Raw genomic sequence first — 23,630 nt, 5'->3', positions numbered from 1 at the left:
TAACGTGTACTAATGGCCCGTGAGGCTTGACCATATAACCCCAAGGGGTCTGACGGTCACCTCGACAATCGCCGGATAGGCAAGAGACGTATCACCGTCAGCAGGATCCATGTTGCGTCATCACGTGTCCAAGGCGAGCCCTTGGTACGCGACGACACCAGTTACGCCTGACGACCATAGCGTGCGGGAACCACCTGATCCCATGCCGAACTCAGCAGTGAAACCGCTCAGCGCCGATGGTAGTGTGGGGCCTCCCCATGCGAGAGTAGGTCATCGTCAGGCACTTCTTCCGAAACCCCCGTCCTTCCGAGGCCGGGGGTTTTGTCGTCTGGGGCCCCGGTAGGCCGCCCTCGTCGTCGGACGGGCGCCGGCCCCGTCTCGTTAGAAAACGAGGACGCTGGGAAAAACGGGGCGGAAAAAGCCCTCGGTTATTGCTACCTTGGGGGTGTGTAGATTCATTGGTGAGCCCTTTTCTGTTATGGGCTCGAGTTAAGCGTTAGATGGAGTAATATCCTCAGGAGGAGACATGATGCGTATCGATGTATTCAAGAAGTTTGCTTTGGCGCTGTTGGTTGGTCTGATGACGTTCGGCGTCGTGGGTTGTGATAATGACGGTCCGGCGGAAGAGGCTGGCGAGAGTGTTGACAGTACCATGGACAGTGCCGGAGATAGCATGGAAGATGCCGGCGAAGAGATTCAGGATGCGGCGGAAGACGCGCAGAATTAATTATCGCAGTAAATTGGTGCCAAAAAAAGCCGGGCTTCTTAGCCCGGCTTTTTGCTATCAAATCCCTTTAAACGCTGGGATTCTGTTCGATGCCCTGAACATACCAGGGGGCGTCGTCACGCAATTCCCTAACCAAATGCCAAGTCTCGTTGAACTCGTTCTGCTCGCCATTTTCATCAAGAATGCCGTGGAAAATGACAGTGGCTTCGGCTTGCTTGCCAAGCTCCTGAACACTGCCAAGCTCCGCGAACAGTCTTACCACTTCGGTGCGATTATTGGCCGGTTGATTGGCCCGTTCCTCACGTAGCAGGTTGTACAGTTCCGGGGTGACATATTCCTGGATGCCGCTGAGATCGTTATTGTCCCAAGCCCGTTGCAGTGTCATGAAGTGCTCCTTGGCTCCCCCAAGAAAGCGTTCCTTGTCAAACCAAGCCGGAGTGCTGCTCATAGAGCTGGATGCGGCACTTGAAGTTTGTAGCGGTGTTTCTGCCGGGGCACTACGTGCATAAGGACCGGTGGCAGGCGCTGGCTGGTGTCGCTTGAAAGAGCGGAACAGCCGGAAAGCTAGCCAGATCGCTCCCACCATCAACAGTATGTCGAGAAAGCGGATGTTGTCGAAAGCGCCGCCAAAGAACAGCGAGGCCAGCAAGCCACCTGCAAGCAACCCGGCGAAGGGGCCGGCGAACCTGGACAGCCCGCTGCTGGGTTTTCGGGATGTACTGGTTGCCGCGTTGTTGCGTGCCGGCGATGCCGAAGGGCTATCCGCCGACCGGGAGTAACTGCCGACACTCTTTCCACCGCCAAGGCGACGAGCCTCGGCATGATCGACCGCCAGGCCGAAGCCCAGCAAACCGACCAGCATCATGACGAACAGGTTGCGCATGAATATCTCCTGGGATTAATGCGTTTGTAATTTGACAGTTTATTCTACCGATAATTCGATGCCTGAATGTGTTCTGTGAGATAAGAAATCGCGTTATTTTTAGCGGCTATATATTGCTAATAAGCTTAAGTAGAGCCGGGGACGTCGGACACCACCCCAAGCTGTCAGGGCAGGCCGAATCTGAAGGTATGGTACGTAAAAGTCGTTCTGAGGATGGGGTGTATGGTTGCTGCCGGGGGCACAGTGGACTGGGTAGGTAGAGCCATTGTGCCGCGGCAGATGCATTTAGTTTTGACCTGGCTGAATGAGCATTGCTTGACCTCATTTAGTCTCTACGCGAGCCTTAATAAGGTAATGTTTAAGCTTCACCCGCATTTCGGGTAAAGACCAGAGTATCTCCTTGCGACATGGCAGGGTTGTAGCGGTAGCCGCCACCGGCGAATGTCACAAGGGCATCGACATCTTCAATCTTTTCACGGATCAGCCAGGCACTCATCAGGCCGCGGGCCTTTTTGGCATAAAAGCTAATAATCTTGAATTGACCGTTTTTTTCATCCTTGAAGACGGGCGTGACGACTCGGGCCGAGAGCCGACGGGCATCGATGGCCTTGAAATACTCATTGGACGCCAGGTTGACCAGAATCGGGGTGCCACTCTGCGAGACGGCAGCGTCCAAATCAGTGGTTAGCGAGTCTCGCCAGAAGGCGTACAGATCATTGCCGGCCGGGTTGGACAAGCGTGTTCCCATCTCCAGGCGGTAAGGCTGAATCAGATCGAGGGGACGCAGCAGGCCATAAAGACCGGACAGAATACGCAGGTGGCGTTGAGCGAAGGCATTGTCTTCTTCACTGAATGTGCTCGCCTCTAGCCCCGCGTAGACATCGCCTTGGAATGCCTGAATGGCCGGTTTGGCATTTTGGGGAGAAAACGGAGGCGCCCATTCGGCAAAGCGTGCTGCATTGAGGCCCGCCAATTTGTCGCTGATGCCCATCATTTCGGAGAGACGTTGGGGAGAGTAGTACCGCAGTATGTCTATCAGTTGGGCGCTCTTTTCCAAATAATCGGGCTGGGTATAGGTCGCGGTCGTGGCGGGGGTCTCGAAATCCAGCGTCTTGGCTGGCGAAATAATGCTCAACATGATTGTCTCTCTCGGGATAAGCTTGGTGAGGCATTATACCAAGCGGAGCATACGAGGCTGATGCGAAGGTGCTATCGATACGATAGGCCCCGCAGAGATCCTCGCGCCTAGTTCAGGCAGGGGGAATCGGCCTGCACCCGCCATTGCGAGCCGGGTGAGGCCTGTACGATCTTAAATTTATGGGCAGGGGTTCGGCAGGCGGCGGTGTACCGCTTCTATGGCGTCGATGACGGTGCTGTCGAGTGACATCTCTTCGCTGGCCAGATTGGCTTCGAGTTGCTCCATGGTCGTGGCACCGATGATGTTACTGGTCAGGAACGGCCGGGAGTTAACGAAAGCCAGTGCCATTTGCGCCGGATCCAGGCCATGCTCGCGAGCGATATCGACATAGGCGTGAATGGCATCATCGGCGACCTCGGAGGTATAGCGCTTGAAACGCTCAAACAGCGTCAGGCGCCCCTGCGGCGGACGAGCGCCATTGAGATACTTGCCCGAAAGCGCGCCGAAAGCCAGCGGTGAGTAAGCCAGCAGCCCGACGTGTTCGCGATGGGCGATTTCCGCTAGACCCACTTCAAAGCTGCGATTGAGCAGGTTATAGGGATTCTGCACGCTTGCGACGCGCGGCAGGCCTTGAGTATCGGCGAGATGCAGGCAGCGCATCACGCCCCAGGGGGTTTCATTGGACAGCCCGATGGCGCGGACCTTGCCGGCCTCGACAAGTTCCTTGAGAGCCTCGAGGGTCTCCTCCAGCGGTGTGCAATCCTCATTCTCGTCCGGTACGTAACCCAGCTTACCGAAGAAATTGGCGTTACGGTCCGGCCAGTGCAGTTGATAAAGATCGACGTAGTCGGTCCCGAGCCGCTTAAGGCTGGTATCGATGGCTTGATGAAGGTGTTCGCGGTTCAGGCGGGGGCCGCCGCGAATGTGCTCCAACCCTGGTCCGGCAGCCTTGGTGGCGATTACCATCTTCTGGCGCTTTCCACTACGCTTTAACCAACTGCCAAGATAAGACTCGGTGCGACCCTGTGTCTCGGCCTTGGGCGGGACCGGATACATCTCGGCGGTATCGATGAAATTGATGCCGAATTCCGTGGCTCGGTCGAGCTGCGCGTGGGCCTCGGCTTCACTGTTCTGCTCGCCAAATGTCATGGTGCCGAGACATAGGCGACTAACCTCGATACCGGTATTGCCGAGAGGGCGTGTCTGCATCGTAAACTCCGCGAGCAAGGGGGTGAATCCGCATGTTAGCGGGGGCTGCAGAAACCGGCAAATCCGGGGTTGAGTCAGTCAAATTGGAGGCGTATGCTTGGCGACCCGTTGCCCCGGGTGATACCGGATGCGGCAAGGGTGGAGTAATGCGTCGTTGACTCAGGGGAGCCAGATTCGGCGCTACGATTCAGTTATTTGCAACCAAGTCTGTGGAATCAGGGTCATTGCCATGCATCAGGCATCTTCTGTGTTCACCCAGCTTGAATATCGGTTGGCGGAACAGCTTTTCCATACCCGTTGGCTCACCCGTTCGGCCAGTAAGCATCGGCTGACGATGCGCCTGTTCAAGCGCTGTGCCAATGCCGGGCATACGGCTGCCTTATCGCTTTACGGTCATATGCTGTTCCATCGCGGCGCTTCGCCTCAGGACAAAGCCAAAGGGGCCCGCTATGTACTACAGGCGGCCCAGGCCGGTGACCTGCACGCCCAATACCAGATGGGACGTATCTATGAGCATGGCTGTGCCCAGTATGCGTGTCGGGACGACCATGCCGTGACCTGGTACGCGCGTGCCGGCGAGGCCGGGCACGCTCTGGCTGCGGAGCGCCTGGCGCAGGCCTATCGCCAAGGGCAGCTGGGTCTGCCGGTAGAGCTGCAGCGTGCCGAAGAGTGGCAGGTCCTGGCGGAACATCATGCGGGGTTGTTGGACCAGGACGATCCTCGTATCAGTCTGACCCAGTAAGCGCTCATACGGTAAGCCCATCCTGACGTGTCGATCGAGCCCTGCCACAAGGTCAGGGCTCGATGTCTGTCTCGCCATGGCCAAGAGTGCCGAAGCGATCTGCGACAACGGCTCAGCGGGTTTCCATCGTTTGAAGCGCGCCTCAGTTTTTTGCCAAGCTGCCGATAAACCATGGATTGGCTTTGGCAATAACGCCTACCTTCGAATTGAACATGCGGACAATGTTATGCTGCCTATCCTGCTAGACATCGAGGCGTCCGGCTTTGGACGTGGCAGCTATCCCATCGAGATCGGCCTGGCAAGAGCGGATGGCACGACCTGTGCCTTCCTTATTCAGCCGCTCGGGGAGTGGACGCACTGGGACCCCAAGGCCGAGCTGCTGCATGGCATTTCGCGTGGCCGCCTGCATCGTGAGGGTTATCCCGTCGTTGAAGTGGCACGCTGGCTTAATGACGAGCTCAGTGAAGCGGGCATTGCCTACAGTGACAGTTGGGGATACGACAATACCTGGCTTTCCCTGCTGTTCCATCATGCCGGCATGTTGCCGCGTTTTCGCCTGGAGGCGCTGCGCCGACTGCTCGACGATACCCAGCTGAAACACTGGAACGCCACCAAGGCAGCGGTCATCGACGAGTATGCCATTCAGCGCCACCGCGCCGGCGACGATGCCCGTCTGTTGCAACTGACCTATCTGAAGACTCACAAGACGGCCGGGGCTGTACAGGGGGGCGGGCTGCGCCCGCCCCCGCGGCCCTGAGAAAGCGATCAGGCGCCGCTGACACGCAACAATATCTTGCCGGTGGTGCTGTTGTCGGCCATACAGCGCATGGCCTCTTCGGCTTGCTGAATGGGCCATTCCTGATCGATCAAGGGCTTGATTTCGCCACTGCTCAGGCAGGGCCAGACATGGGCGCACAGGGCATCGAGAATGGCGCCCTTGGCCTTGGGAGTCTTGCTGCGCAGGGTTGAGCCGATCAGCCGTTGACGCTTCATCAGCAGGCGACCCAGATCGACTTGGGTTTCGCGCCCCCCCATCAGGCCGATCAGCACCAGCCGGCCATTGACGTTCAGCACTTCCTGATCCTGAGCGATATAGTCGCCCCCCACCGGATCGAGAATCATGTCTGCACCGCCCCAGGCCTTGACGGCTTCGACGAAACTCCCGTCATGTCGGTTCCAGCCGGCATCGGCGCCCAATTGGCGGCATGCGTCGAGTTTTTCCTGGCTGCCCACTGTCACGAAGCAGGGGTTTCCCTGCACCCGGCATAGTTGAATCGCCGCAGTGCCTACGCCGCTGGCGCCGGCATGCAGCAATACCCGTTCGCGCGGCTGGACCGCGCCTTCCATGTACAGATTGAGCCAGGCGGTGGCAAAGACTTCAGGCAGCGCCGCTGCCTCGCGCAGTCCGAGTTCCTGAGGAATCGGCAGCACCTGGCCTTCCGGCACCACGACCTGCTCGGCATAACCGCCGCCGGCCAGTAGGGCGCAGACTTGATCGCCGTTCTTGAAGCGCTCCACCGATGGGCCGGTTTCGACAACGATGCCGCTGACTTCCAGGCCGGGAATCTCCGAGGCCCCGGGCGGTGGCGGATAATTGCCGCCACGCTGCATCAGGTCGGCGCGATTCATGCCGGCCCAGGCGACTTCGATACGTACCTCGTCGGGGCCGATTCCGCGGGGCGTCTCGTGCTCTCGCCAGACCAATTCCTTGTCTTCGATTGCAATCGCGTACATTAGCGCATCCTCCGTGAGTTTCTTGCCACTTTACCCAAACGGCTGCGGTTATGTCACACGACTCTCGTCGGGGTGGCGAGGCGGGCCAGCAACATGTCGGGCTCGGCCTCGGCAATCAGATTGGCCCGGGTTGCCGGGTTGAGAAAACCGTACTCCACGGTGTTGTCGAGAAAGGCCAGCAGCGGTGTGTAGAACCCTGCCACATTGAGTACGCCGATCGGCTTGTCATGCAGATCCAGATACTGCCATGTCCAGACTTCGAACAATTCTTCCAGTGTCCCGATACCTCCCGGCAGTGCGACAAAGGCATCGGCGCGAGCAGCCATGCTCGCCTTGCGTTCGTGCATGTTGGCGACGTGGATAAGCTCGGTCAGGCCCTGATGCGCCATTTCGCGCTCCACCAGATGGCCTGGCATGACGCCGATCACCTCGCCGCCTTCAGCCAGGGCAGCGTTGGCCACCGCTCCCATGAGGCCAATGCGCGCGCCGCCGTAAACCAATCCCCAGCCGCGCCGGGCGATCTCGCGCCCCAGCGCTTCGGCAGCTTGGCGGAACTGAGGGTGGCTGCCTTCTCTTGATCCCAGATAAACGCAGATACGCACCGTGAGTCTCCTGTGGTCAAAATTCTATCCTAACGCATCCGACATAGCGCAACGGCACGAATCAAGAAGGCGCCGTCAAGGCGCCTCTTCGGGGAGCACGTTCAGCATCGCGGCGCATGACGCTGCGCAGCAGTTTCAGGCCGACGCCGACGATAACGATCATCACGCCGATCCGCTCAGGCTGGCAATAGCGGCACCCGTGCTGGTCTCCAGAAGAACATGACAGTCACTATCGGAGGCAAGAACATCAGGCGACGTGATCGCAAACACCGTATTCGGCGTCCAGCCACTGGCCTATGACGTTATGGCCACATAAGTGATGCGCGTACTGAGTGTGTAGGCAGCGCACCTGGTCCCAGTTGCCGATGCCGCCGATGCCGCGATGACGGAACAGTTCGGCATACCCCAGATTCTCGGCCTGGTGACGTTGGGACTCGCTCATGTACTGCCAACGCTGGGCCACGTAATCCTCGTGACTGCGGTGATAGGCGGCCAGGAAGTCGGGCTCGCGCTGCAGGCGCGCCTCGAGCGCCTTGATCACGCCGCGTGCCTCGATATGTGAGAGTTCGACCTTGAGGCGCTCTGAACACAGCCAGTAGAGCGTTGGGAACGGCTTGGCGTCGACGATCGATTCCATGCGCAGCACCAGCGGTGTGCCTTGGCTATCGGTTGCGCTGACGGCCTGAATACCACGTGGCGCACGCCCGAGCTGCTGGGTAATGATGGTCAGCTGACGGTCCGTTGGCGCCTGGTTAGTGCGGGTCACCATGAGGAGGGTCCAGTATGAATTTCGTCGAATGCGCGATGGCGCGGAAAAACGCCTGATTGAGCTGTAGCGGAGTCGGAACATAGTTCCAGCGGCGCTGACAATAATCCGCGGCGCGGGCCAGCAGGACGCCATGAAGACGATTAAACGGCGCATCATAATCGTAGGGATCGGCCCCCGGCAACCGGAAGTGCGGATAATCGGCGAAGCGCTCGAGAAAATAGCGTTCCAGCTCTGCTTCCACGGCACGATGACGACCCACGTCGTCGGGAGTCAGCCACAGGTCGTAGCGAATCACCGTCGGCGGCTCTGGCGGACAGACTGCCAAGCCTCGCCGCCGGTGGTCGCGCCGTCAACCATTATCAATGCTTCGCCAGCGGTGCCAGGGTGGCATCCGTCAGGGCCATGAGAGCCTGGGGCGTCAAGCCAATTTCCAGGCCGCGTCGCCCCCCGCTGACATGTAGCTTCTCGAGTCGCGCAGCACTGGCATCGATAAAGGTGGGCAGGCGCTTTTTCTGCCCCAGCGGACTGATGCCACCCAGCACGTATCCCGTGGTGCGTTCGGCCAAGGCCGCCTCGGCCATCGCGGCCTTCTTGGCCCCGGCGGCCCTGGCCAGAGCCTTGAGGTCCAGCGTGCCGGTCACCGGGACCAGGGCAACGACCAGCCGGCCGTCGTCAAGCGCGCTGAGCAGCGTCTTGAATACGCTTGCGGGATCCAAGGCCAAGGCCCGTGCGGCCTCTTCCCCATAGGCGGGGGCATCGGGATCGTGCACGTATTCCAGCACGTCGTGCGGTGTCGCGCTTTGCTTCAGCAAGCGAATGGCCGGCGTCATGTGCGGACCTCGGCGGGAGCGTCGACGAGATGTTGCGACAATGTCTCGCGCAGGGCCGGTGAGATGGGCTGTGCCGCGCTCGCCTGATGGTCGTAATGGACCATGACGGTATGACCGCGAGCCGCGCAACGGCCGTTCTGCCAGGCTTCCTGGGTGACCGTGAAAGAGCTGTTGCCTAGGCGCGAGAGCCAGGTGCGGATCTCGACATCCTGACCATAGTGGAGCTCGGCGAGAAACTCGACTTCAAGTTTCGCCAGGATCAGCGGCCACCGGCGCAGCTCGAGGTCGGGCACAAACAATCGGAACAGGTCGTTGCGCGCCAGCTCGAACCAGGCGGGCAGCCGGGTATTGTTGATGTGGCCCAGGGCATCGGTATCGTAGAACGCAGGTTCCAGAGTGCGGGTAAACATCACGAAACTTCCTTTGCGGGGCGTTTATCATCGGCGCCGGTCACTGGGGCCAGCGGCGATTGCTCAGGGCGCGTTTGCCGCATGAGAGGCTGGAGCCGGGTGTAGGCCACGAGCACCAGCGTGGCGACGAGAAATCCCGCCAGCGTGCCCCAGACCAGGCCCAGGGTGGGATAGCCAAGCGATACACACAGAGCGTAGGCCAGTAGCGAGCCGAGTCCGGCTGGATAATGCTTGATCACCGTGGCGACGGGGCGTGGGCCATGGCTGAGATGCAGGATTACCAGAAACGGGTACATGGTGACCGGAAAAGCTGCCAGCAGCCCCGCCCAGGCGGGCGGCAGCACGTGAGCCAGGGCGGTAATCGCAAATACGATGCCCGCCGCGAGACCCGCACGCAGGCTCAGCGCTCCCCAGGAGAAGTCGGCTTGTGCCTTTACGCGGCTTTCGGGAATCCGACGGTATAGCCAGGTGAAAAAGCCGATGGCGACCAGGGTGGTCAGAGTACCGCCCAGACGACTGAAGTCGAACGTCGCCAGCAGTGCGTTCGTCGCCAGCCATCCCGCCAGGCCGCCGGCCGTGCCCAGCAGGACGCCTCTGAATCCCGGCGCGCGACCACAGAGCCAGTAGCCGGCGCCCAGCATCAGCGTGGAGGTGAAGCCGGCCAATGTATGAATGGCGCCTTTGGCGGCGAACTCGGGTGAGATTTCCAGGCCGATGAAGAACAGGGCAATGGCGGTGCCTAGCGGATAACCGGACAGCAGGCCGGCGACCCGCGTGCTGACGCGCTCGGCGATCAGCGACAGGCCCAGTACAACGCCCACCGAGACGGCAAGCTTGGCCAGTTGCCAGGAAAAAGGAACATCCATGCGGGACAGATCTCGTCGGAAACCGGGGACGGCCCAGTATGTCATGAAAGGGCGCGATGAAGAAAAAACACCCTAGACGCCCGGCTGTGGCGCCACAATCCCCTCCTTGGTCGCATGTCGCGCTGCATTGATCGATACGTCCGGCGAGCACGCCCGCCGGCAGGGGACGAACCCGGTGGCACTGTTTAAATCAGCCGCTGGGCGTGCCGGTCATCCCAGGCCGCTTCGAGCGCGGTGTCGAGTCGCTGGTGAAGATGAGCCGGCAGGGCTGCCCGGGCCGCTGCCAGCGAGTCGAAGTCGCGGTTGCGAAGCCAGCAATACGCCCAGGCACAGGTTTCCTCTTCGTCTTGTGGCGCGGGGCGGGAAGGCAACTGAACCAGCAGGAACAGCGCACTACGCGCGGCCCACAAGGGCGGACGGGTCGCATCGCTCCACTCGGCCAGGGTTGCGCCGTCGGGCGTCTCGCTGGGCTCGCCGAGCTTGGCGACGCGTGCGGTATCGGCGAGGATCGCTGCCAGTTGGTCGGGGCGGGCCTGGCCGAGCAGCAACCAATGGCCCACCAGGCGTGAACACCCGCGCATGGCCTTGGCATAAAAGAGGCTTTCAGGCATGTTCAAGCAATCTCCTGAGTTTTAAAAATAAGGCGCACCATGAGTTTTGATTTTGCCACGCGAATCGACCGTCGCCAGTATCCCACTCACAAATGGCACCGCTATGGCGAAGATGTATTGCCGTTATGGGTCGCGGACATGGATTTTGCCTCGCCCCCTGCGGTGGTCGAGGCCATCGAAGCACGCATTGCTCATCCCGTCTACGGCTACGGATATACCTCGGCGGCACTGCGCGACGCGTTGTGCGCCTGGAGCGCGACGCACTACGCCTGGCCGATCGAGTCCGCCTGGCAGGTGTGGCTGCCGGGTGTGGTGCCGGCACTGCACTTGGCCAGTCTGGCGCTGACGTCCCCGGGCGATGGTGTGCTGAGCGTCACTCCCATCTACCCGCCGTTTCTCAAGGTGGCCGAACGCACCGGGCGCATTGCGCAGACCGTGGCGCTTGGCGAGCCCGAGCGTCCCGGAGGCGATTGGTGGCTCGATCTCGAGGCGCTCGAGGCGGCCGTCACCCCGCAGACCCGGTTGTTGCTGTGGTGTCATCCACACAACCCCACCGGGCGCGTGTGGACGCGCGAGGAGCTGACGGGGCTGGCCGACATCGCCGAGCGACACGACCTGCTGATCGTCTCCGATGAACTGCACTGCGATCTCATCCTGGATCCCGAACAAAGGCATGTGCCTTTGGCCGCGCTCACCCCACGCCTGGCCAAACGCATCATTACACTATGGGCACCTTCGAAAACCTTTAATGTCGCCGGCCTATCCTGCGCCTGTGCGGTGATTGCCGACCCTAAGCTGCGCCAGCGCTTCCGTGAGGCAGGGCAGGGCTTGCTGCCCGACGTCAATCTCATCGGGCTGGCGGCGGCCGAGGCGGCGTATACCCAGGGCGAGCCCTGGCGGCAGGCGCTGTTGGCCACGCTACGCGACAACCTCGGCGTGCTGGAGGTCTATGTGGCGCGCTGGCCTGTCGTAGGTTTCTCTCCTCCTCAGTCCACCTATCTGGCCTGGCTGGATCTGCGTCGGGCCGGGCTTGGCGACTCACCTCAACGGGTCCTGTTGGAAGAAGCCAAAGTGGCACTGTCGGATGGCGCGGATTTTGGTTGGCCAGGGTTCGTGCGGCTTAACTTCGGCACGCCGCGAGAAAATCTGGTGGAGGCGCTCGATCGGTTGGAGGCCTTGCTGGGACAGCAATGAGGGAATAGTGAAACCCAAGGCAGCAAGCCCCCTGTCCGCGAATGCGGCAGGGGACAAGGATACTGCCCTCGGCAACGCCCTTAGTAGAGCAGGGCAAACAGCTTGCGGCGGTAGGTGACGGTCAGCGGATGCTCGGCACCCAAGGCATCGAAGACCCGCAGCAGGGTCAGGCGCGCGGCATCCTCGCCATAGGCGCGATCGGATTTCATCAGCGCCAGCAACCCATCCAGGCCGGCTTCGTAATGCCCATCGGCGACGTGGCGCAGCGCCCGCTTGAAGCGAGCTTCGCTATCGTCGCGTGCTTCCAGTGTCGCCAGTTCATCGTCGCTGGGCGCTTCTTCGCCGAATTCGATACGCGCCCTGACACCACGTGCCTTGGCGGCATCGCGATGCTCCGGGGGTAGATTGTCGAGAAGCTGGCGGGCCTCCTCAGGGTAACCTTCGGCCAGCACCGCGCCGGCCAGGGCAATCTGGTAGTCGTAGTGCTCAGGATAGTCTTGCGTCAATTGTTGATAGATCGCTCGAGCCGTACTTGCATCGCCTGCTGCCAGGGCCGCTTCGGCTTGCTCTTCGGGGCTTTCTGCAGCGGCTTCTGGCGCCGGAATATATTGGGCCAGCCATTCGCGGATCTGCTTCTCGGGCAGCGCGCCCTGAAAATGGTCGTAGAGCTGGCCCTGAACGATCAACTTGACGTCGGGTACCGAGCGGATGCCGAGCTGCGCGGCAATTTCCTGGTTCTCCTCGATATTGAGCTTGGCGAGAACGAAGGCGCCCTGATATTCGTGGGCCAGTTTCTCGAGAATCGGCATCAGATTCTTGCAGGGCTCGCACCAAGGCGCCCAACTGTCGAGCAGAACCGGACCCTGCATGGAACCTTCCAGCACGACCTGCTGGAAGTTGCTCATGTCGATCTCGACGATGTAAGCCGCCGGATCCTGCGCGGGAGTAGACGGGGACTCCGCAGTTTCCGGCGTGCTGAGCGGAGCACCGGTACGGGGGTCGACGATCGGCATAGTGTTGACCTTTGGCTGAAAATGGACAGATATCAGCCGTTATGCGGGTGGCGGCGCACAGATTCAAGCCCGGCGCGATGGAAAGCCGCCATTGGGCATGAGTCGTCGGTAATGCAAGCTGCGTGCGAAACGCTGGATCCCGCGCCGGTGTCAGAAAGTAGTATACCTAAACCGGATATGGCTTCTCCCAGGGAGACGGACAATGCGATGGTGGGGAAGCTTGATCATCAAGGGGCTACTGAGTCTAGTGACGGTGCTGGGGCTGCTGTTGGCGGGGCCTGCCTACATGCTGGCCGGCCATCAGCTCGAGCGCGACGTCGCGTGGTTCCAGGCGGATCGGACCAGCACCGGTCAGGCGCCGGCGCCTGACGAAGTGCGTGATGCCGTGGTGCAAGTCTATGCGGCACGAGCCTTCGACTGGCGGGGCGCCTTTGGCGTGCATACCTGGATCGCCACCAAGGCCGAGAATGCCGAGCAATACCGGACTCATCAGGTGCTGGGGTGGCACCGGCCCACGGTAATCTCCCGTTTCGAAGCGCCCGATCGGACCTGGTTCGGCAATCCGCCGACACTGCTTGCCGAGCTGCGTGGAGACGCCGCGGCACGCGCGATTCCCGCTATCGAGGCGGCGGTGGCCCGCTATCCCGCGCCGGATGTCTATCGTATCTGGCCGGGGCCCAACAGCAACACCTTCACCGCCTGGATAGTGCGTCAGGTGCCGGAACTGAAGGTCGACTTCCCGCCGTTGGCATTGGGCAAGGACTATCTGCTGGAGGGCCTGGTGGCACGCGCGCCCAGCGAAACCGGTTATCAGCTCGCCTTATGGGGGGTATTGGGTGCCATGGCGGCATGGGACGAAGGAGTCGAACTCAACCTGCTGGGCCTGACGGTCGGCGTGGACGTTACGTCGCCGGCCTTGAAGCTGCCGGGAGTCGGGCGTCTGGGTATGCCCCAGCCTACGGGTAGCGACAGACAGCGACAAGTAGATCAAAACGCCGAGCTTGAGCGGATGATAGATCCTGAGCCGGTAACACCGTAGTGGCAATGAAACCGAGGGTCGGCAGGCTGAGCCGTCGCTTTCTTCCGCGCACAAAAAAACCGACACCTTTCGGTATCGGTTCTTTGATGTGGGTAGCGGGGGCCACCGAAGTTGAAACGAGAGGGAGCCGACGACCGGCGCGCCTTTTCGTTCCATACAAAAAAACCGACACCTTTCGGTATCGGTTCTCTGATGTGGGTAGCGGGGGCTGCCGAAGTTGAAACGAGAGGGAACCGACGACCGGGGCGCTTTTTCGATCCATACAAAAAAACCGACACCTTTCGGTATCGGTTTCTCTGTGTTGGTAGCGGGGGCCGGATTTGAACCGACGACCTTCGGGTTATGAGCCCGACGAGCTACCAGGCTGCTCCACCCCGCATCAAATCGATGGGGCGTATTCTACGGATATTCGCCGCTAAGTCAAGGGCGACCAACGTATTTATGCTGACGTCGCCGGAACGCTTTAATCCTTGGTCTCAGAAGGCGGAAAGTTGCCCGGCTCCTGTAGCGCAAGCGATTGAAGCAGCGAGGCCATACGCGGGAGTTGTGCTTCCCATTCGGCGCGGCCGAGCGGGCCGGTAGCCAATATCGCGAGGAGCACTTCGCGCAGTTCGTCTGCCTGACGCTGGGGCTGGCCCCAGCCGTTATTGAGCCGTAATACCTGTACCTGCAGGCGCAGCGGCTCCTCGCTGGGCTCGATGGGGTCGCCCGCCAGCAGGGCGAGATACACGCGCAACTGGGCGAGCCGCTCTAGCGCAGCCTGGCTGTCCGAAATGGTCCGTGCATCGTTGCGGCGTTCGTGCGCACGATGGACATCATCGGGCAGGGCGTTTCCGGCCAGGGCATCACTGACCTCAACGCGAGTTGGCGTATCGCCAATCAACGCTCGGGTATCCGCATCGACGTGGGCTTCAATCAGCGCGCGCCATGCTTGCCAATGCTGTGCCTGCTCCGCCAACGCCAGCCGCTCGAGGCGCTCCCGTCGGGAGCGCACGATACCCTGCCAGCGCTGACGCATGCCGATGCTACGTCGCCCGCCCGGTAACGGTTCCAGTGCATCGGCCTCGGCAATGGCCGTTTCCAGCAGCGCGCTTTCACTGCTGCTGGTCGGCTGCCAGGCTTCGAACCGGTCGATCAGGGCCTGCATGGCCTCGAGCCGCTGCTGGGTGCGCTGGGTACGGTGCTCGCGCTCGGCATCGCGCGCTGCGAAAACGCGATCGCACAATCCGCGAAACTCGCGCCATAACAGTTGTTCTTCCCCTTTAGGCGCGCGCCCCAGGGCGCGCCAGCGGCTTTGCAGTTCCTTGGCCCGTTCGGCGCGTTGCACTGCGGGCAACTCGGTTTCGAGGAGTCCGCGCACCTGGTCGATCAACTCGCGCTTGGCGGCGGCGATCTCACTGGCACGTTGATCGATAAGCTCCTGCAGCGCACGCCGGATCTTGCCAAAGCGTTGGCCGATGGGGCGGGCTTGATCGCGGGGGACGGGGGTCAGGCGCTGCCATTGCTCGCGGGCCTTGTCACGGATTTGGCGCAACGCATCGGGATCCGCGTCGGGGTTGGGCTGGGAGAGCAGGGCCTCGAGCTGTGCGCATAACGCCTCGCGAGCTTCAAGGTGCTGCTGGCGCTGGGTTTCGAGTGCTTCGCGCCAGGGAGCGAGCTGACTATGAATGCGATCCGAGGCATCACGAAACCGAGCCGCCAGCTCTTGGGTCGCGGCGGCGTCGCCCAGCGATTTCCATTCCTTGACCAGTTGGCGATGTCGACGCTCGCGTTCGCCTTCCGGCATGCCGGTCTCCGCCGCCAAGGTCTCGATGGCTTCGAGCAACTGATCGCGTTTGGGACCTGCCACGAAACCTCGCCAGTCACGTAACTCCGCGAGTCGGGCACCTTGGCGTTTCAGAGCCGCCTCATAGGTATGACGAGTAGCGACGTCGAGACTGTCAAAGCGCTGGCGAAGGGTGCGATGCAAGCGGCTGGCGGCCTTGAACGCGCCGCGATCCAGCAGGGTCTCGAGCTGCTCGAGATCGTCACGCCAGGCACGTGCCTCGGTTGCCGGCGTGGGAGTGATCTTCTGCTGTTGCAGTCGTTCTCGAGCCTGGGCGATGCTGGCTGGCGGCGGCAGGTCCGCAGGCCAGGCCAGGCGAGCAAGGCTTGCCTCGAGTTCCGCCACCGAGCCCTCCAGCGCCTGTCGCAACTCCTCGGCATGCACCTCTGCCTTGTCCCAGGCATCACTGATTGCGGCAATATCTTGCAGTGCCTGGGCATAGCGCTCGGCAGTCTGCGTATCGGGGGGATGGCGATCGGAAAGCGTCTGCCAGCGCTCACTGTGCAGACGGCGTTGGGCACGCAGGGTGTCGATATCCTGAGCGGTGAGGTGTTGAGCCTGACGTAGCCCCTGAAGGGTGTCTTCCAGAGCCTCGATCAGAGCCTGACGTGCCTGCGCGGCAGCGTCTCGCCGGCGTTGCTGTTCCGCGAGGGCGTGATCTTCGGTTTCATGATCGCTCAGTACCTTGTGGCAACGCTGGCTGGCTTGGAAAAAGCGTTGCTCCTGCTGTGCACTGGCGGGGTCGCCCAACGCTTCCCAGGCCCGGGTCAGGTGACGATGGCGGGCGGCGTAAAGTGGCTCCCAGGGCTGCTGTGCCAAGTTCTCCATGGCGTCAAGAATACGCTGCCGCTCGGCGCGCATGGCCGCGGCTTGGGCTTCATCGGCCCGTAGGCGGTTGAGGCGTTCACGGGCGAGTCGCGCGACTTGCTTGTCGCGCCTGGCTTCGCGAATCAGTTGTGCCAGCCCGGTTTCGCTAGTCACTCTTTCGGCCGCCGCGTGGCGTACGGCGGCAATGCCATTGTCGCTGGCTTGGCGGATCAGCGCTGCCTCGTCTTCGAGTTTGTCGAGGGCGGCAAGGCGCAGTTGAAGGTTATCACCCTGCAGGGCGATGGCGGCGAGGAGCTCCTGATCATCGAGGTGAGCAATCAACGATTGGCGCAGAGCGAGCGGGGGTGTTTCAATGCCTCCGCACAGCAGGCGCAAAAGCCGTTCCCGCAACTCCGCTGAGCTATGCGTAGGCAACAGAGCCAACAGCCGTTCGGGATTGTCGAGCCGGGATAGCGCGGCGTGGCGTACCCGGGCATCGGGATCCCCGGCGAGCTGCTCCAGGCGCGTCAGATCCTCGTCGTGCTGAGGGTCGAGACGGGCCACGGCCTGGCAGCGAACCTCGGGATCGCGGTGCTGCCAGCGGGGGGAGAAGAAACGGCGAAAGAATCCTGACATGACCCGGCGTGCATCCTATGCATGGTGTGGCTAGATGATGAAGTGGCGGTGGCGGCCACGACAGCGGCTCCTGCTGGTGGCACCGATAGCATATTATCTAAGCATGTGCTGTTGACGGGGGGAAGAGGAAGTCTGTCGTCAAGCGGAGACACCTATCAACTCCCGAGTGCTGGGCATATCATCAGTTGCAGCAATGCTGTCGCTCGCTTAGCTTTATTCTGATTATCCGACGTGGAGTTCGGCCATGAGCCTCAACGTGGACAGGGCAGGTGATGCCTTTACTTTCAAAGGGGGCATGCTGCCCATGACGGTACTGGAGCTAGCCAGTGCCGATCCTGAGCGTATTCAGGCGCAGTTGGCGGGCAAGATGCGTCAGTCACCGGCTTTCTTCCAGCATACCCCGGTGGTGCTCAGTGTCGAGCGTCTCGATGAGCCGCACTTGGCGCTGGAACGCATTTGTGCCGTCTGCCGAACCCATAAGCTGCTGCCGGTGGCGGTACGCGGAGGGGGGGATCCCGTCCGTCAATCGGCGTGGGCATTGGGGTTGGGGTGGTTTCCGCCTCAGGAGTCCCGACCGAGGGTCGTAGCGCCGAACGATGAAAACGATACGGCAGCAGAAGCGGAGCCCGTGACGGCGGTGGCGGGTGGTAGCCGGTTGCACCGTGGCACGGTGCGCTCGGGCCAACAACTCAGTGCTCCGGACGGCGATCTGATCGTGGTCGGAGCTGTCAATGCCGGGGCCGAGGTGCTCGCGGCGGGTAGTGTGCATGTTTATGGTCCGTTGCGCGGGCGCGCGCTGGCCGGTATTCACGGCGACCGTGAAGCGGGTATTTTCTGCAATGAGCTGCACGCCGAGCTGCTATCGCTGGCAGGCAATTACAAGCGGCTTGACGATATCGATCCGCGGCTTCTGGGGCGGGCGGTACAGGTACAGCTCAGCGACGATCAGCTCAGTATTTCGCCGTTGGCATAAACGCTATCGATCATCTTATATGCAACAGGAAGCTTAATCTTGGCCAAGATCATTGTAGTGACCTCCGGCAAGGGTGGGGTCGGCAAGACGACCAGCGCGGCAGCCATCGCCACCGGCCTGGCGCTGCGCGGCAACAAGACGGTGGTGATCGACTTTGACGTGGGGCTGCGCAACCTGGATCTGATCATGGGGTGCGAGCGTCGCGTGGTGTACGATCTTATCAACGTCATTCAGGGCGAGGCGGGGTTGAATCAGGCGCTGATTCGCGACAAGCGGGTCGAGAACCTGCATATCCTGCCGGCGTCTCAGACACGCGACAAGGATGCCTTGACGGCGGAGGGCGTGGAAAAAGTCTTCGATACGCTTGCCGAGACTTTCGACTTCATCATCTGCGACTCGCCGGCGGGTATCGAGCGCGGCGCGCAATTGGCGATGTATTACGCCGACGAGGCGGTCGTGGTGACCAACCCCGAGGTATCCTCGGTGCGCGACTCCGATCGTATCCTCGGGCTGTTATCCTCCAAGACGCGCCGTGCCGAAAAGAATCTCGATCCGGTCAAGGAGCATCTGCTGGTGACGCGCTACGATCCGGATCGCGTGGATAGCGGTGACATGCTCAACCTGGATGACGTGCGGGAAATCCTGGCGATCAACCTGATCGGGTTGATTCCCGAGTCGGAGGCGGTGCTGCGTGCCTCCAACCAGGGGATCCCGGTGACACACGATCAGAGCAGCGATGCCGGTCAGGCCTATGCCGATACCGTCTCGCGCTTGCTGGGAGAGGATGTACCGTTACGCTTTCATTCGGTCCAGAAGAAGGGCCTGCTAAGCCGTATGTTCGGAGGAGGTCGTCGGTGAAACTGCTCGAATTCCTCAAAGGCGAACGCAAGAAGTCGGCATCGGTCGCCAAGGAGCGGCTGCAGATCATTGTGGCCCACCAGCGTGGCCAGCGAGGACAGCCCGACTACATGCCGATGCTGCAGAAGGAGCTGCTCGAGGTGATTCGGCGCTATGTCCAGGTCGATCAGGATGCCATCAACATTACCCTCGACAGCGAGGACGACTGCTCGGTTCTGGAGCTTAACGTCACTCTGCCGCGTAGCGGCTGATTGTCCCACGTGGCTGGCGGTGCCCGCGAGCCGGAACGCAGGGCGATGAACGCTTCGGCCAATGATAAGTGCTGAGGCGGTTGTCGCTCTATGCTAGGCTGGGCGTTTTTCGGCATGTGTGGAGACCGGCATGGCGCAGCCCGCATCACGACAGCCCACCTTCCTCTGGCACGACTATGAAACCTTCGGCGCCGATCCGCGCCTGGATCGCCCCTCGCAGTTCGCCGCCATTCGTACCGATGCCGACCTCAACGAGATCGGCGAGCCACTGACACTCTACTGCAAGCCCGCCGACGATTACCTGCCTCATCCCCAGGCCTGCCTGATCACCGGAATCACGCCGCAGACGGCGCGCCGGCGTGGCTTGCCCGAGGCCGAGTTCGCCGCGCGTATCAATGCCGAGATGAGTCAGCCCGGCACCTGTTCGCTGGGATACAATACCCTGCGCTTCGACGATGAAGTCAGTCGGCACCTTTTCTATCGCAACTTCCTCGACCCCTATGCCCGCGAATGGCAGAACGACAACTCCCGCTGGGATCTGATCGACGTGGTGCGCGCCTTTCACGCGCTGCGCCCCGAGGGCATTGAGTGGCCGCTGCGCGAGGATGGCGCGCCCAGCTTCAAGCTGGAGCACCTAACCGCGGCCAACGGCATTGCCCATGCCGGCGCGCACGATGCCCTGGCCGATGTGCGGGCGACGATTGCCCTGGCACGGCTGTTGCGCACCTGTAACGCGCGTCTGTTCGATTATCTCTTGCGACTGCGCCAGAAGCGCCAGGTCGCGCAGCTGCTGGACATCACGGCGCGCAAGCCGATGCTGCACATCTCGCGGCGTTATCCCGCCAGCCGGGGATGCAGCGCCCTGGTGGTGCCGCTGGCCGCGCACCCCAGCAACCCCAATGGCGTGATCGTCTACGACCTGTCCATGGACCCGGCAGCGCTGCTCGAGCTATCCGCCGAGGCGATCCGCGAGCGGGTATTCGTCAGCGCTGACGAGCTGGCCGAGGGCGAGTCGCGCATCCCGCTCAAGGTCGTGCACATCAATCGCAGCCCAGTGCTGATGCCGATCAGTGCCGTAACTGCCGAGGTGGCGGCGCGGCTGCAATTGGATCGTGAGCGTTGCGAGGTCCATTGGCAGACGCTGACGGCGCATCCCGATGCCGCCCACAAGGTGGCGACGGTCTTCGCGGCGAATAACGAGGCAAACGGGCCGCGGGATCCCGATCTGATGCTCTATTCCGGCGGTTTCTTCTCCGCTGCGGACCGCCAGGAGATGCAGCGCGTACGAGACGCCGCACCGGAGGCCCTGGGGCAGGCCTCTTTCGCCTTTCAGGATCCACGTCTGGAGGAGATGTTGTTCCGTTATCGGGCGCGCAGCTATCCGCATACGCTTTCCAGCGACGAGCAGGCGCAGTGGGAGAGCTACCGCTGGGCTCGCATGAATGATGCCTCGCTGGGCGGGCTGACGCTGCAGGGCTTCGCTCGTGAAATCGAGCAGTTCAATCAGGCCGCGTTGGATGACCGCTCCCGACAGGTACTCGAAGAGCTGGTCATGTACGTGGAGTCGATCATGCCGGCCGAGGCGTTTGGCTAAGTCTTTCGTTCTGGGCAAGGAAACGCCCGGCACCTTACGGTGCCGGGCGTTTTCGTTGGTGCTTTCTCTGCAGTCAATGCCGGACAAGTTAGGGCGATACTTCCGGCAGGGGAGCGAAGCCTTGAGTCAGTGCCATGATATCGCTGGGCTCGGCATCCGGGGCGGAGGTGATGCTGAGTACCGAGGCCTGGCGCAACTGCTGCCATGCCTGACGGATATCTTCCGCCTGCAGGGGCGCGACCTGTTTGGCTAGGCGCTCCCGGCGATCGAAGGTGATGTCGCCGTAAGCCAGCGTCTGCCATAGCCGGTCGGTCAGATCGCCGAGGGACTGGTCGCGCTCGAGCAATCGGTCGTGTACGGCCTGACGGAACGGGACCAGGCCGCGCTCATCGAGCGTGGCAATGCGCTTGTCGAAGCTGTCGAGGAAGGCGTCCATGCGTGCCTGGATGACAGAGCTGGGCGTGTCGGGTGATTGCACCAGCAGATTCAGACCCGGCGCGTCGAGCAGCGGCTGATAGCCGGCGCGCACCACATAGCCGAGCTGCTCCTCGGTACGCAACTGCGTATAGAACGGCGCGTCGATCAACTGGCCGATCACCGCCAGGCGGGCCTGCGCCGCGAGAGAGCGATCGGGCCCTTGCATATAGCGAAGTACGGCAAAGTCATCGCGCCCCGTCTGCGGGTGCAGTTCAGGGGCTGAGGCGGGAATGTCCAGCGGCTTGAGCTCGGGAATCGCCGAATCGCTCAGGGTGGGGGCGAGTGCATTGGCGACCGTCAGCCCTTCCCGGCGTGCCAGCTCGCTATCAAGATTGCCGACCACCATGGCCTGCAGGTGGAGCTGGTGAAGAAATTGCTCGCGATAGGCGCGTACGTCTTCGGCGCTCAGCGGCTCGATGGCCTCGAGAAGCGCTTCGCTGGTCCACTGTGGGCGGATCAATGCTTCGCCCAAGGTGCGATACATCTGCTGATAGAGAGCGTCCTGCGGCAGATTGCGCCACTGCCGCTGTAGCCCGAGTTTGACCCGAGCGACGCTGTCGGCATCGATGTCGCCATGCAGCAGTTGTTCGACGACGTCGTGCATCAGCCGACCCTGACGGTCACGCCAGCCCGAGAAGGACAGCGTCATGCCGCGGGCATGGGCGTAGGCGTTGAAATCCTGCCCGGCCAGACGGGCCGGATAGAAGCGCTCGTTAAGACTGTCGTTCAGCCAGCCGGCGAGCAGGCGGGTCAACGCCGCGTCGCGAGCATGTGCCGCCGCGCTCGGGTTCTGCAGACTGAAGCGCCACTCCACGCGTGGCGTCCCGAAATCGTTGTCGGGCAGATGCCAGAGTTCGACATTGGGCGAGTCGACGATGAGCGCGGGCATTTCGGCGTCCACGTCCTGCAGCGTCAAATCCTCGGCGATGAACGGGTTGGGTGCCGGCAGTGCGAGGCCCGGCAGCGGCTCAGCCTCGGGCCATTGCGTGACCCGGGTCAGGGTATAGGGGGCATCGAAGTAATCGCTGACCTGCTGGCCTTCGACCTCGGGGCCGCTATAGACACGCAGCAGTTGTTCCGGGGTCAGTTCGTCCAGGTAGTCGTGGATGCGCGCGGCATCGAACGCATCCATGCGGTAGGGGGCGTACTGGACATCCTTCAGCGGATAGTAGGCGAGGCTCATGGCCAAGGCGCTGACGGTATGGATGGGCTCGCCGCGCTGCTGGAAACGGAACTCCTGCTCGGCGAGGCGCGCCTGTTCAGCGTAGCGCCACTGCTCGATGCCCTGCCGGCGCAGCCGCTTGATCTGCGCGAACAGGCTGGCCTGGATACGGTCGAGGTGCTGGGCGCCTTCCGGCGTCAGACTGATGGAGACGGCAAACAGCGCATCGTCGCCATCGGACTGCGCGGTTCCCGCCGAAAGACCGTCCGCCCAGCCGGCGTCACGCAGCGCTTCCAGCAGGCTGCCTTCGCCTTCGTGACCGAGTAGATTGCCGATGTACTCCGCCGGCTTGGTGCGGTAGTCGCCGATAGGATCGGGGATTGGGAACAGGAAACGCACCTGGCGCTCCTGCTGTAGCGATTGCACTTCCAGGCGGGCCGGCAGCTGGGCGTCGGTGACCAGGGATTCGGGAATCTCGGGACGCTCAAGACCGCGATCGGGGACCGCGGCAAAGCGTTCTCGAACCAGTTGTTCCAGCGTATCCAGGGATTGCGGGCCGAGTACTGCCAAGTGCATGACGTTGGCGCCGTAGTGACGCTGGTAGAAATCGATCAGGGCTTCACGCAGCGGCTGCTGGCCATCGATCAGGGTCTCCAGGCTGCCCACCGAGAAGCGCGTGGCCGGATGCTCGGGGTTGAGGGCCTGTCCCAGGGCTTCGTTGATACGGCGGCTATCGTCGCGCAGGCGGGCCTGGTATTCGGAGTTGACGGCGTTGCGCTCGCGGTTGACGTACTCGGGGTTGAACTGCGGATCGATGAAGAAGTGACTGAAACGATCCAGGGCTTCGGGAAGCGACTGAGGCTCGATATCGAAGAAGTAGTTGGTGTCCCGGTCGGCGGTGAAGGCGTTGTGGTTGCCGCCGTGCTGGCTGATGAAACTCTGGTAGGCATCGGCTCGCGGATAACGGTCGGTGCCCAGGAACAGCATGTGTTCGAGAAAATGCGCCAGGCCCGGAACTGCCTCGGGATCGTTGTCGCTGCCCACGGCCACGTTCATGGCCGCTGCAGCCTTGTCGGCGTCGGGGTCGCTGACCAGCAGCACTTCGAGTCCGTTGTCGAGCGTCAGGGCACGATAGTCGCGGCTATCGTTGGGGCTTTGGATCGGCGCGACGCTCGCGCTATCCGTCTCGGAGCGGGTCATGTGCTGACAGCCGGCGAGGCCCAGTAGTAGCGTCAGGGCGAGAAGCCAGACGCGCGGGATCAAGTGAGGCATTGTCACTC

Annotated in this window: 23 protein-coding genes, 1 tRNA gene and 1 rRNA gene; 10 read left to right on the top strand and 15 right to left on the bottom strand. The window is 61.9% G+C overall.

The window, feature by feature from the left end:
• Positions 1-166: 166 nt before the first annotated feature.
• Together rrf and ACW4DH_RS14920 are read left to right on the top strand one after the other, a co-directional pair.
• A 5S ribosomal RNA gene (rrf, locus tag ACW4DH_RS14925) occupies positions 167-282 on the top strand.
• A gap of 244 nt (positions 283-526) precedes the next feature.
• A complete protein-coding gene (locus ACW4DH_RS14920; RefSeq protein ID WP_459637187.1) occupies positions 527-727 on the top strand; it encodes a hypothetical protein in 201 nt (66 codons plus the stop codon).
• A gap of 67 nt (positions 728-794) precedes the next feature.
• Here the strand turns inward: ACW4DH_RS14920 and ACW4DH_RS14915 are convergent, their stop codons facing one another.
• From ACW4DH_RS14915 to ACW4DH_RS14905, 3 genes are all read right to left on the bottom strand, one after another.
• Positions 795-1,610, bottom strand: coding sequence for a Tim44 domain-containing protein (locus ACW4DH_RS14915; protein ID WP_459637186.1), 816 nt, complete (start codon positions 1,608-1,610; stop codon positions 795-797).
• Positions 1,611-1,968: 358 nt separating this feature from the next.
• Positions 1,969-2,748 (bottom strand): peroxide stress protein YaaA, encoded by a 780-nt coding sequence (yaaA, locus tag ACW4DH_RS14910; protein ID WP_459637185.1) that lies wholly within the window; start codon positions 2,746-2,748, stop codon positions 1,969-1,971.
• Between the two features lie 177 nt (positions 2,749-2,925).
• Positions 2,926-3,957: an NADP(H)-dependent aldo-keto reductase gene (locus ACW4DH_RS14905; RefSeq protein WP_459637184.1), complete on the bottom strand. Its 1,032-nt coding sequence runs from the start codon at positions 3,955-3,957 to the stop codon at positions 2,926-2,928.
• A gap of 229 nt (positions 3,958-4,186) precedes the next feature.
• Between ACW4DH_RS14905 and ACW4DH_RS14900 the strand changes: the two genes are divergently transcribed.
• Together ACW4DH_RS14900 and ACW4DH_RS14895 are read left to right on the top strand one after the other, a co-directional pair.
• Positions 4,187-4,699 (top strand): tetratricopeptide repeat protein, encoded by a 513-nt coding sequence (locus ACW4DH_RS14900; protein WP_459637183.1) that lies wholly within the window; start codon positions 4,187-4,189, stop codon positions 4,697-4,699.
• A gap of 226 nt (positions 4,700-4,925) precedes the next feature.
• On the top strand, positions 4,926-5,456 hold the full coding sequence (locus ACW4DH_RS14895; RefSeq protein WP_459637182.1) for a hypothetical protein: 531 nt from the start codon (positions 4,926-4,928) through the stop codon (positions 5,454-5,456).
• Between the two features lie 8 nt (positions 5,457-5,464).
• Here ACW4DH_RS14895 and ACW4DH_RS14890 read toward each other — a convergent pair whose 3' ends face one another.
• The 8 genes from ACW4DH_RS14890 to ACW4DH_RS14855 form a co-directional block, all read right to left on the bottom strand.
• Entirely contained in the window at positions 5,465-6,433 is a 969-nt protein-coding gene (locus ACW4DH_RS14890) for an NAD(P)H-quinone oxidoreductase (protein ID WP_459637181.1), read from the bottom strand.
• A gap of 53 nt (positions 6,434-6,486) precedes the next feature.
• On the bottom strand, positions 6,487-7,035 hold the full coding sequence (locus ACW4DH_RS14885; protein WP_459637180.1) for an LOG family protein: 549 nt from the start codon (positions 7,033-7,035) through the stop codon (positions 6,487-6,489).
• A gap of 247 nt (positions 7,036-7,282) precedes the next feature.
• Positions 7,283-7,804, bottom strand: a complete 522-nt coding sequence (locus ACW4DH_RS14880) for a DUF501 domain-containing protein (RefSeq protein ID WP_459637179.1) — start codon at positions 7,802-7,804, stop codon at positions 7,283-7,285.
• Positions 7,788-8,099, bottom strand: a complete 312-nt coding sequence (locus ACW4DH_RS14875; protein WP_459637178.1) for a hypothetical protein — start codon at positions 8,097-8,099, stop codon at positions 7,788-7,790. The genes ACW4DH_RS14880 and ACW4DH_RS14875 overlap by 17 nt, the downstream gene beginning before the upstream one ends.
• A gap of 64 nt (positions 8,100-8,163) precedes the next feature.
• A complete protein-coding gene (gene ybaK / locus ACW4DH_RS14870) occupies positions 8,164-8,634 on the bottom strand; it encodes a Cys-tRNA(Pro) deacylase (protein WP_459637177.1) in 471 nt (156 codons plus the stop codon).
• Positions 8,631-9,044 (bottom strand): acyl-CoA thioesterase, encoded by a 414-nt coding sequence (locus ACW4DH_RS14865; protein ID WP_459637176.1) that lies wholly within the window; start codon positions 9,042-9,044, stop codon positions 8,631-8,633. Before ACW4DH_RS14865 ends, ybaK begins: the two co-directional genes overlap by 4 nt.
• Positions 9,044-9,910, bottom strand: a complete 867-nt coding sequence (locus ACW4DH_RS14860; protein WP_459637175.1) for a hypothetical protein — start codon at positions 9,908-9,910, stop codon at positions 9,044-9,046. The genes ACW4DH_RS14865 and ACW4DH_RS14860 overlap by 1 nt, the downstream gene beginning before the upstream one ends.
• 185 nt (positions 9,911-10,095) lie before the next feature.
• Positions 10,096-10,521 carry a hypothetical protein gene (locus ACW4DH_RS14855; protein ID WP_459637174.1) on the bottom strand — a complete coding sequence of 142 codons (426 nt, stop codon included), beginning with the start codon at positions 10,519-10,521 and terminating at the stop codon, positions 10,096-10,098.
• Between the two features lie 39 nt (positions 10,522-10,560).
• Here ACW4DH_RS14855 and ACW4DH_RS14850 point away from each other — a divergent pair, with 39 nt between their 5' ends.
• A complete protein-coding gene (locus ACW4DH_RS14850; RefSeq protein WP_459637173.1) occupies positions 10,561-11,715 on the top strand; it encodes a MalY/PatB family protein in 1,155 nt (384 codons plus the stop codon).
• A gap of 80 nt (positions 11,716-11,795) precedes the next feature.
• Here the strand turns inward: ACW4DH_RS14850 and ACW4DH_RS14845 are convergent, their stop codons facing one another.
• Complete coding sequence (locus ACW4DH_RS14845; protein WP_459637172.1) at positions 11,796-12,728, bottom strand: tetratricopeptide repeat protein; 933 nt, start codon at positions 12,726-12,728, stop codon at positions 11,796-11,798.
• Positions 12,729-12,930: 202 nt separating this feature from the next.
• Here ACW4DH_RS14845 and ACW4DH_RS14840 point away from each other — a divergent pair, with 202 nt between their 5' ends.
• Positions 12,931-13,767, top strand: coding sequence for a DUF3750 domain-containing protein (locus ACW4DH_RS14840; protein ID WP_459637171.1), 837 nt, complete (start codon positions 12,931-12,933; stop codon positions 13,765-13,767).
• 302 nt (positions 13,768-14,069) lie between these two features.
• On the opposite strand, the gene ACW4DH_RS14835 is transcribed toward ACW4DH_RS14840, so the two are convergent.
• Together ACW4DH_RS14835 and ACW4DH_RS14830 are read right to left on the bottom strand one after the other, a co-directional pair.
• Positions 14,070-14,146 (bottom strand) — tRNA-Met (locus tag ACW4DH_RS14835).
• 84 nt (positions 14,147-14,230) lie between these two features.
• Entirely contained in the window at positions 14,231-17,035 is a 2,805-nt protein-coding gene (locus tag ACW4DH_RS14830) for a DUF349 domain-containing protein (protein WP_459637170.1), read from the bottom strand.
• 244 nt (positions 17,036-17,279) lie between these two features.
• Between ACW4DH_RS14830 and minC the strand changes: the two genes are divergently transcribed.
• From minC to sbcB, 4 genes are all read left to right on the top strand, one after another.
• Positions 17,280-18,008, top strand: a complete 729-nt coding sequence (minC, locus tag ACW4DH_RS14825; RefSeq protein WP_459637169.1) for a septum site-determining protein MinC — start codon at positions 17,280-17,282, stop codon at positions 18,006-18,008.
• Between the two features lie 39 nt (positions 18,009-18,047).
• The gene (minD, locus tag ACW4DH_RS14820) at positions 18,048-18,866 is read left to right on the top strand and encodes a septum site-determining protein MinD (RefSeq protein ID WP_459637168.1); all 819 of its coding nucleotides are present in this window, start codon (positions 18,048-18,050) and stop codon (positions 18,864-18,866) included.
• Positions 18,863-19,117 carry a cell division topological specificity factor MinE gene (gene minE, locus ACW4DH_RS14815; protein WP_459637167.1) on the top strand — a complete coding sequence of 85 codons (255 nt, stop codon included), beginning with the start codon at positions 18,863-18,865 and terminating at the stop codon, positions 19,115-19,117. The genes minD and minE overlap by 4 nt, the downstream gene beginning before the upstream one ends.
• A gap of 130 nt (positions 19,118-19,247) precedes the next feature.
• Complete coding sequence (sbcB, locus tag ACW4DH_RS14810; protein ID WP_459637166.1) at positions 19,248-20,711, top strand: exodeoxyribonuclease I; 1,464 nt, start codon at positions 19,248-19,250, stop codon at positions 20,709-20,711.
• 88 nt (positions 20,712-20,799) lie between these two features.
• Here the strand turns inward: sbcB and ACW4DH_RS14805 are convergent, their stop codons facing one another.
• Positions 20,800-23,622, bottom strand: coding sequence for an insulinase family protein (locus tag ACW4DH_RS14805; protein WP_459637165.1), 2,823 nt, complete (start codon positions 23,620-23,622; stop codon positions 20,800-20,802).
• Positions 23,623-23,630: the final 8 nt, after the last annotated feature.

It is taken from the genome of Halomonas sp. WWR20 (genome assembly GCF_054602495.1).
Note: the sequence above shows the minus strand (reverse complement) of the source record. Positions and strands in the feature narration are given on the sequence as shown.

Coding starts and splice junctions, on each gene's coding strand:
- sbcB (WP_459637166.1), top strand. CDS start 19,248: ATGGCGCAGCCCGCATCACGACAGCCCACCTTCCTCTGGCACGACTAT.
- ACW4DH_RS14890 (WP_459637181.1), bottom strand. CDS start 6,433: ATGTACGCGATTGCAATCGAAGACAAGGAATTGGTCTGGCGAGAGCAC.
- ACW4DH_RS14855 (WP_459637174.1), bottom strand. CDS start 10,521: ATGCCTGAAAGCCTCTTTTATGCCAAGGCCATGCGCGGGTGTTCACGC.
- minC (WP_459637169.1), top strand. CDS start 17,280: ATGAGCCTCAACGTGGACAGGGCAGGTGATGCCTTTACTTTCAAAGGG.
- ACW4DH_RS14845 (WP_459637172.1), bottom strand. CDS start 12,728: ATGCCGATCGTCGACCCCCGTACCGGTGCTCCGCTCAGCACGCCGGAA.
- ACW4DH_RS14830 (WP_459637170.1), bottom strand. CDS start 17,035: ATGTCAGGATTCTTTCGCCGTTTCTTCTCCCCCCGCTGGCAGCACCGC.
- ACW4DH_RS14905 (WP_459637184.1), bottom strand. CDS start 3,957: ATGCAGACACGCCCTCTCGGCAATACCGGTATCGAGGTTAGTCGCCTA.
- ACW4DH_RS14850 (WP_459637173.1), top strand. CDS start 10,561: ATGAGTTTTGATTTTGCCACGCGAATCGACCGTCGCCAGTATCCCACT.
- ACW4DH_RS14915 (WP_459637186.1), bottom strand. CDS start 1,610: ATGCGCAACCTGTTCGTCATGATGCTGGTCGGTTTGCTGGGCTTCGGC.
- yaaA (WP_459637185.1), bottom strand. CDS start 2,748: ATGTTGAGCATTATTTCGCCAGCCAAGACGCTGGATTTCGAGACCCCC.
- ACW4DH_RS14860 (WP_459637175.1), bottom strand. CDS start 9,910: ATGGATGTTCCTTTTTCCTGGCAACTGGCCAAGCTTGCCGTCTCGGTG.
- ACW4DH_RS14840 (WP_459637171.1), top strand. CDS start 12,931: ATGCGATGGTGGGGAAGCTTGATCATCAAGGGGCTACTGAGTCTAGTG.
- ACW4DH_RS14895 (WP_459637182.1), top strand. CDS start 4,926: ATGCTGCCTATCCTGCTAGACATCGAGGCGTCCGGCTTTGGACGTGGC.
- ybaK (WP_459637177.1), bottom strand. CDS start 8,634: ATGACGCCGGCCATTCGCTTGCTGAAGCAAAGCGCGACACCGCACGAC.
- ACW4DH_RS14900 (WP_459637183.1), top strand. CDS start 4,187: ATGCATCAGGCATCTTCTGTGTTCACCCAGCTTGAATATCGGTTGGCG.
- ACW4DH_RS14805 (WP_459637165.1), bottom strand. CDS start 23,622: ATGCCTCACTTGATCCCGCGCGTCTGGCTTCTCGCCCTGACGCTACTA.
- ACW4DH_RS14865 (WP_459637176.1), bottom strand. CDS start 9,044: ATGTTTACCCGCACTCTGGAACCTGCGTTCTACGATACCGATGCCCTG.
- ACW4DH_RS14880 (WP_459637179.1), bottom strand. CDS start 7,804: ATGGTGACCCGCACTAACCAGGCGCCAACGGACCGTCAGCTGACCATC.
- ACW4DH_RS14920 (WP_459637187.1), top strand. CDS start 527: ATGATGCGTATCGATGTATTCAAGAAGTTTGCTTTGGCGCTGTTGGTT.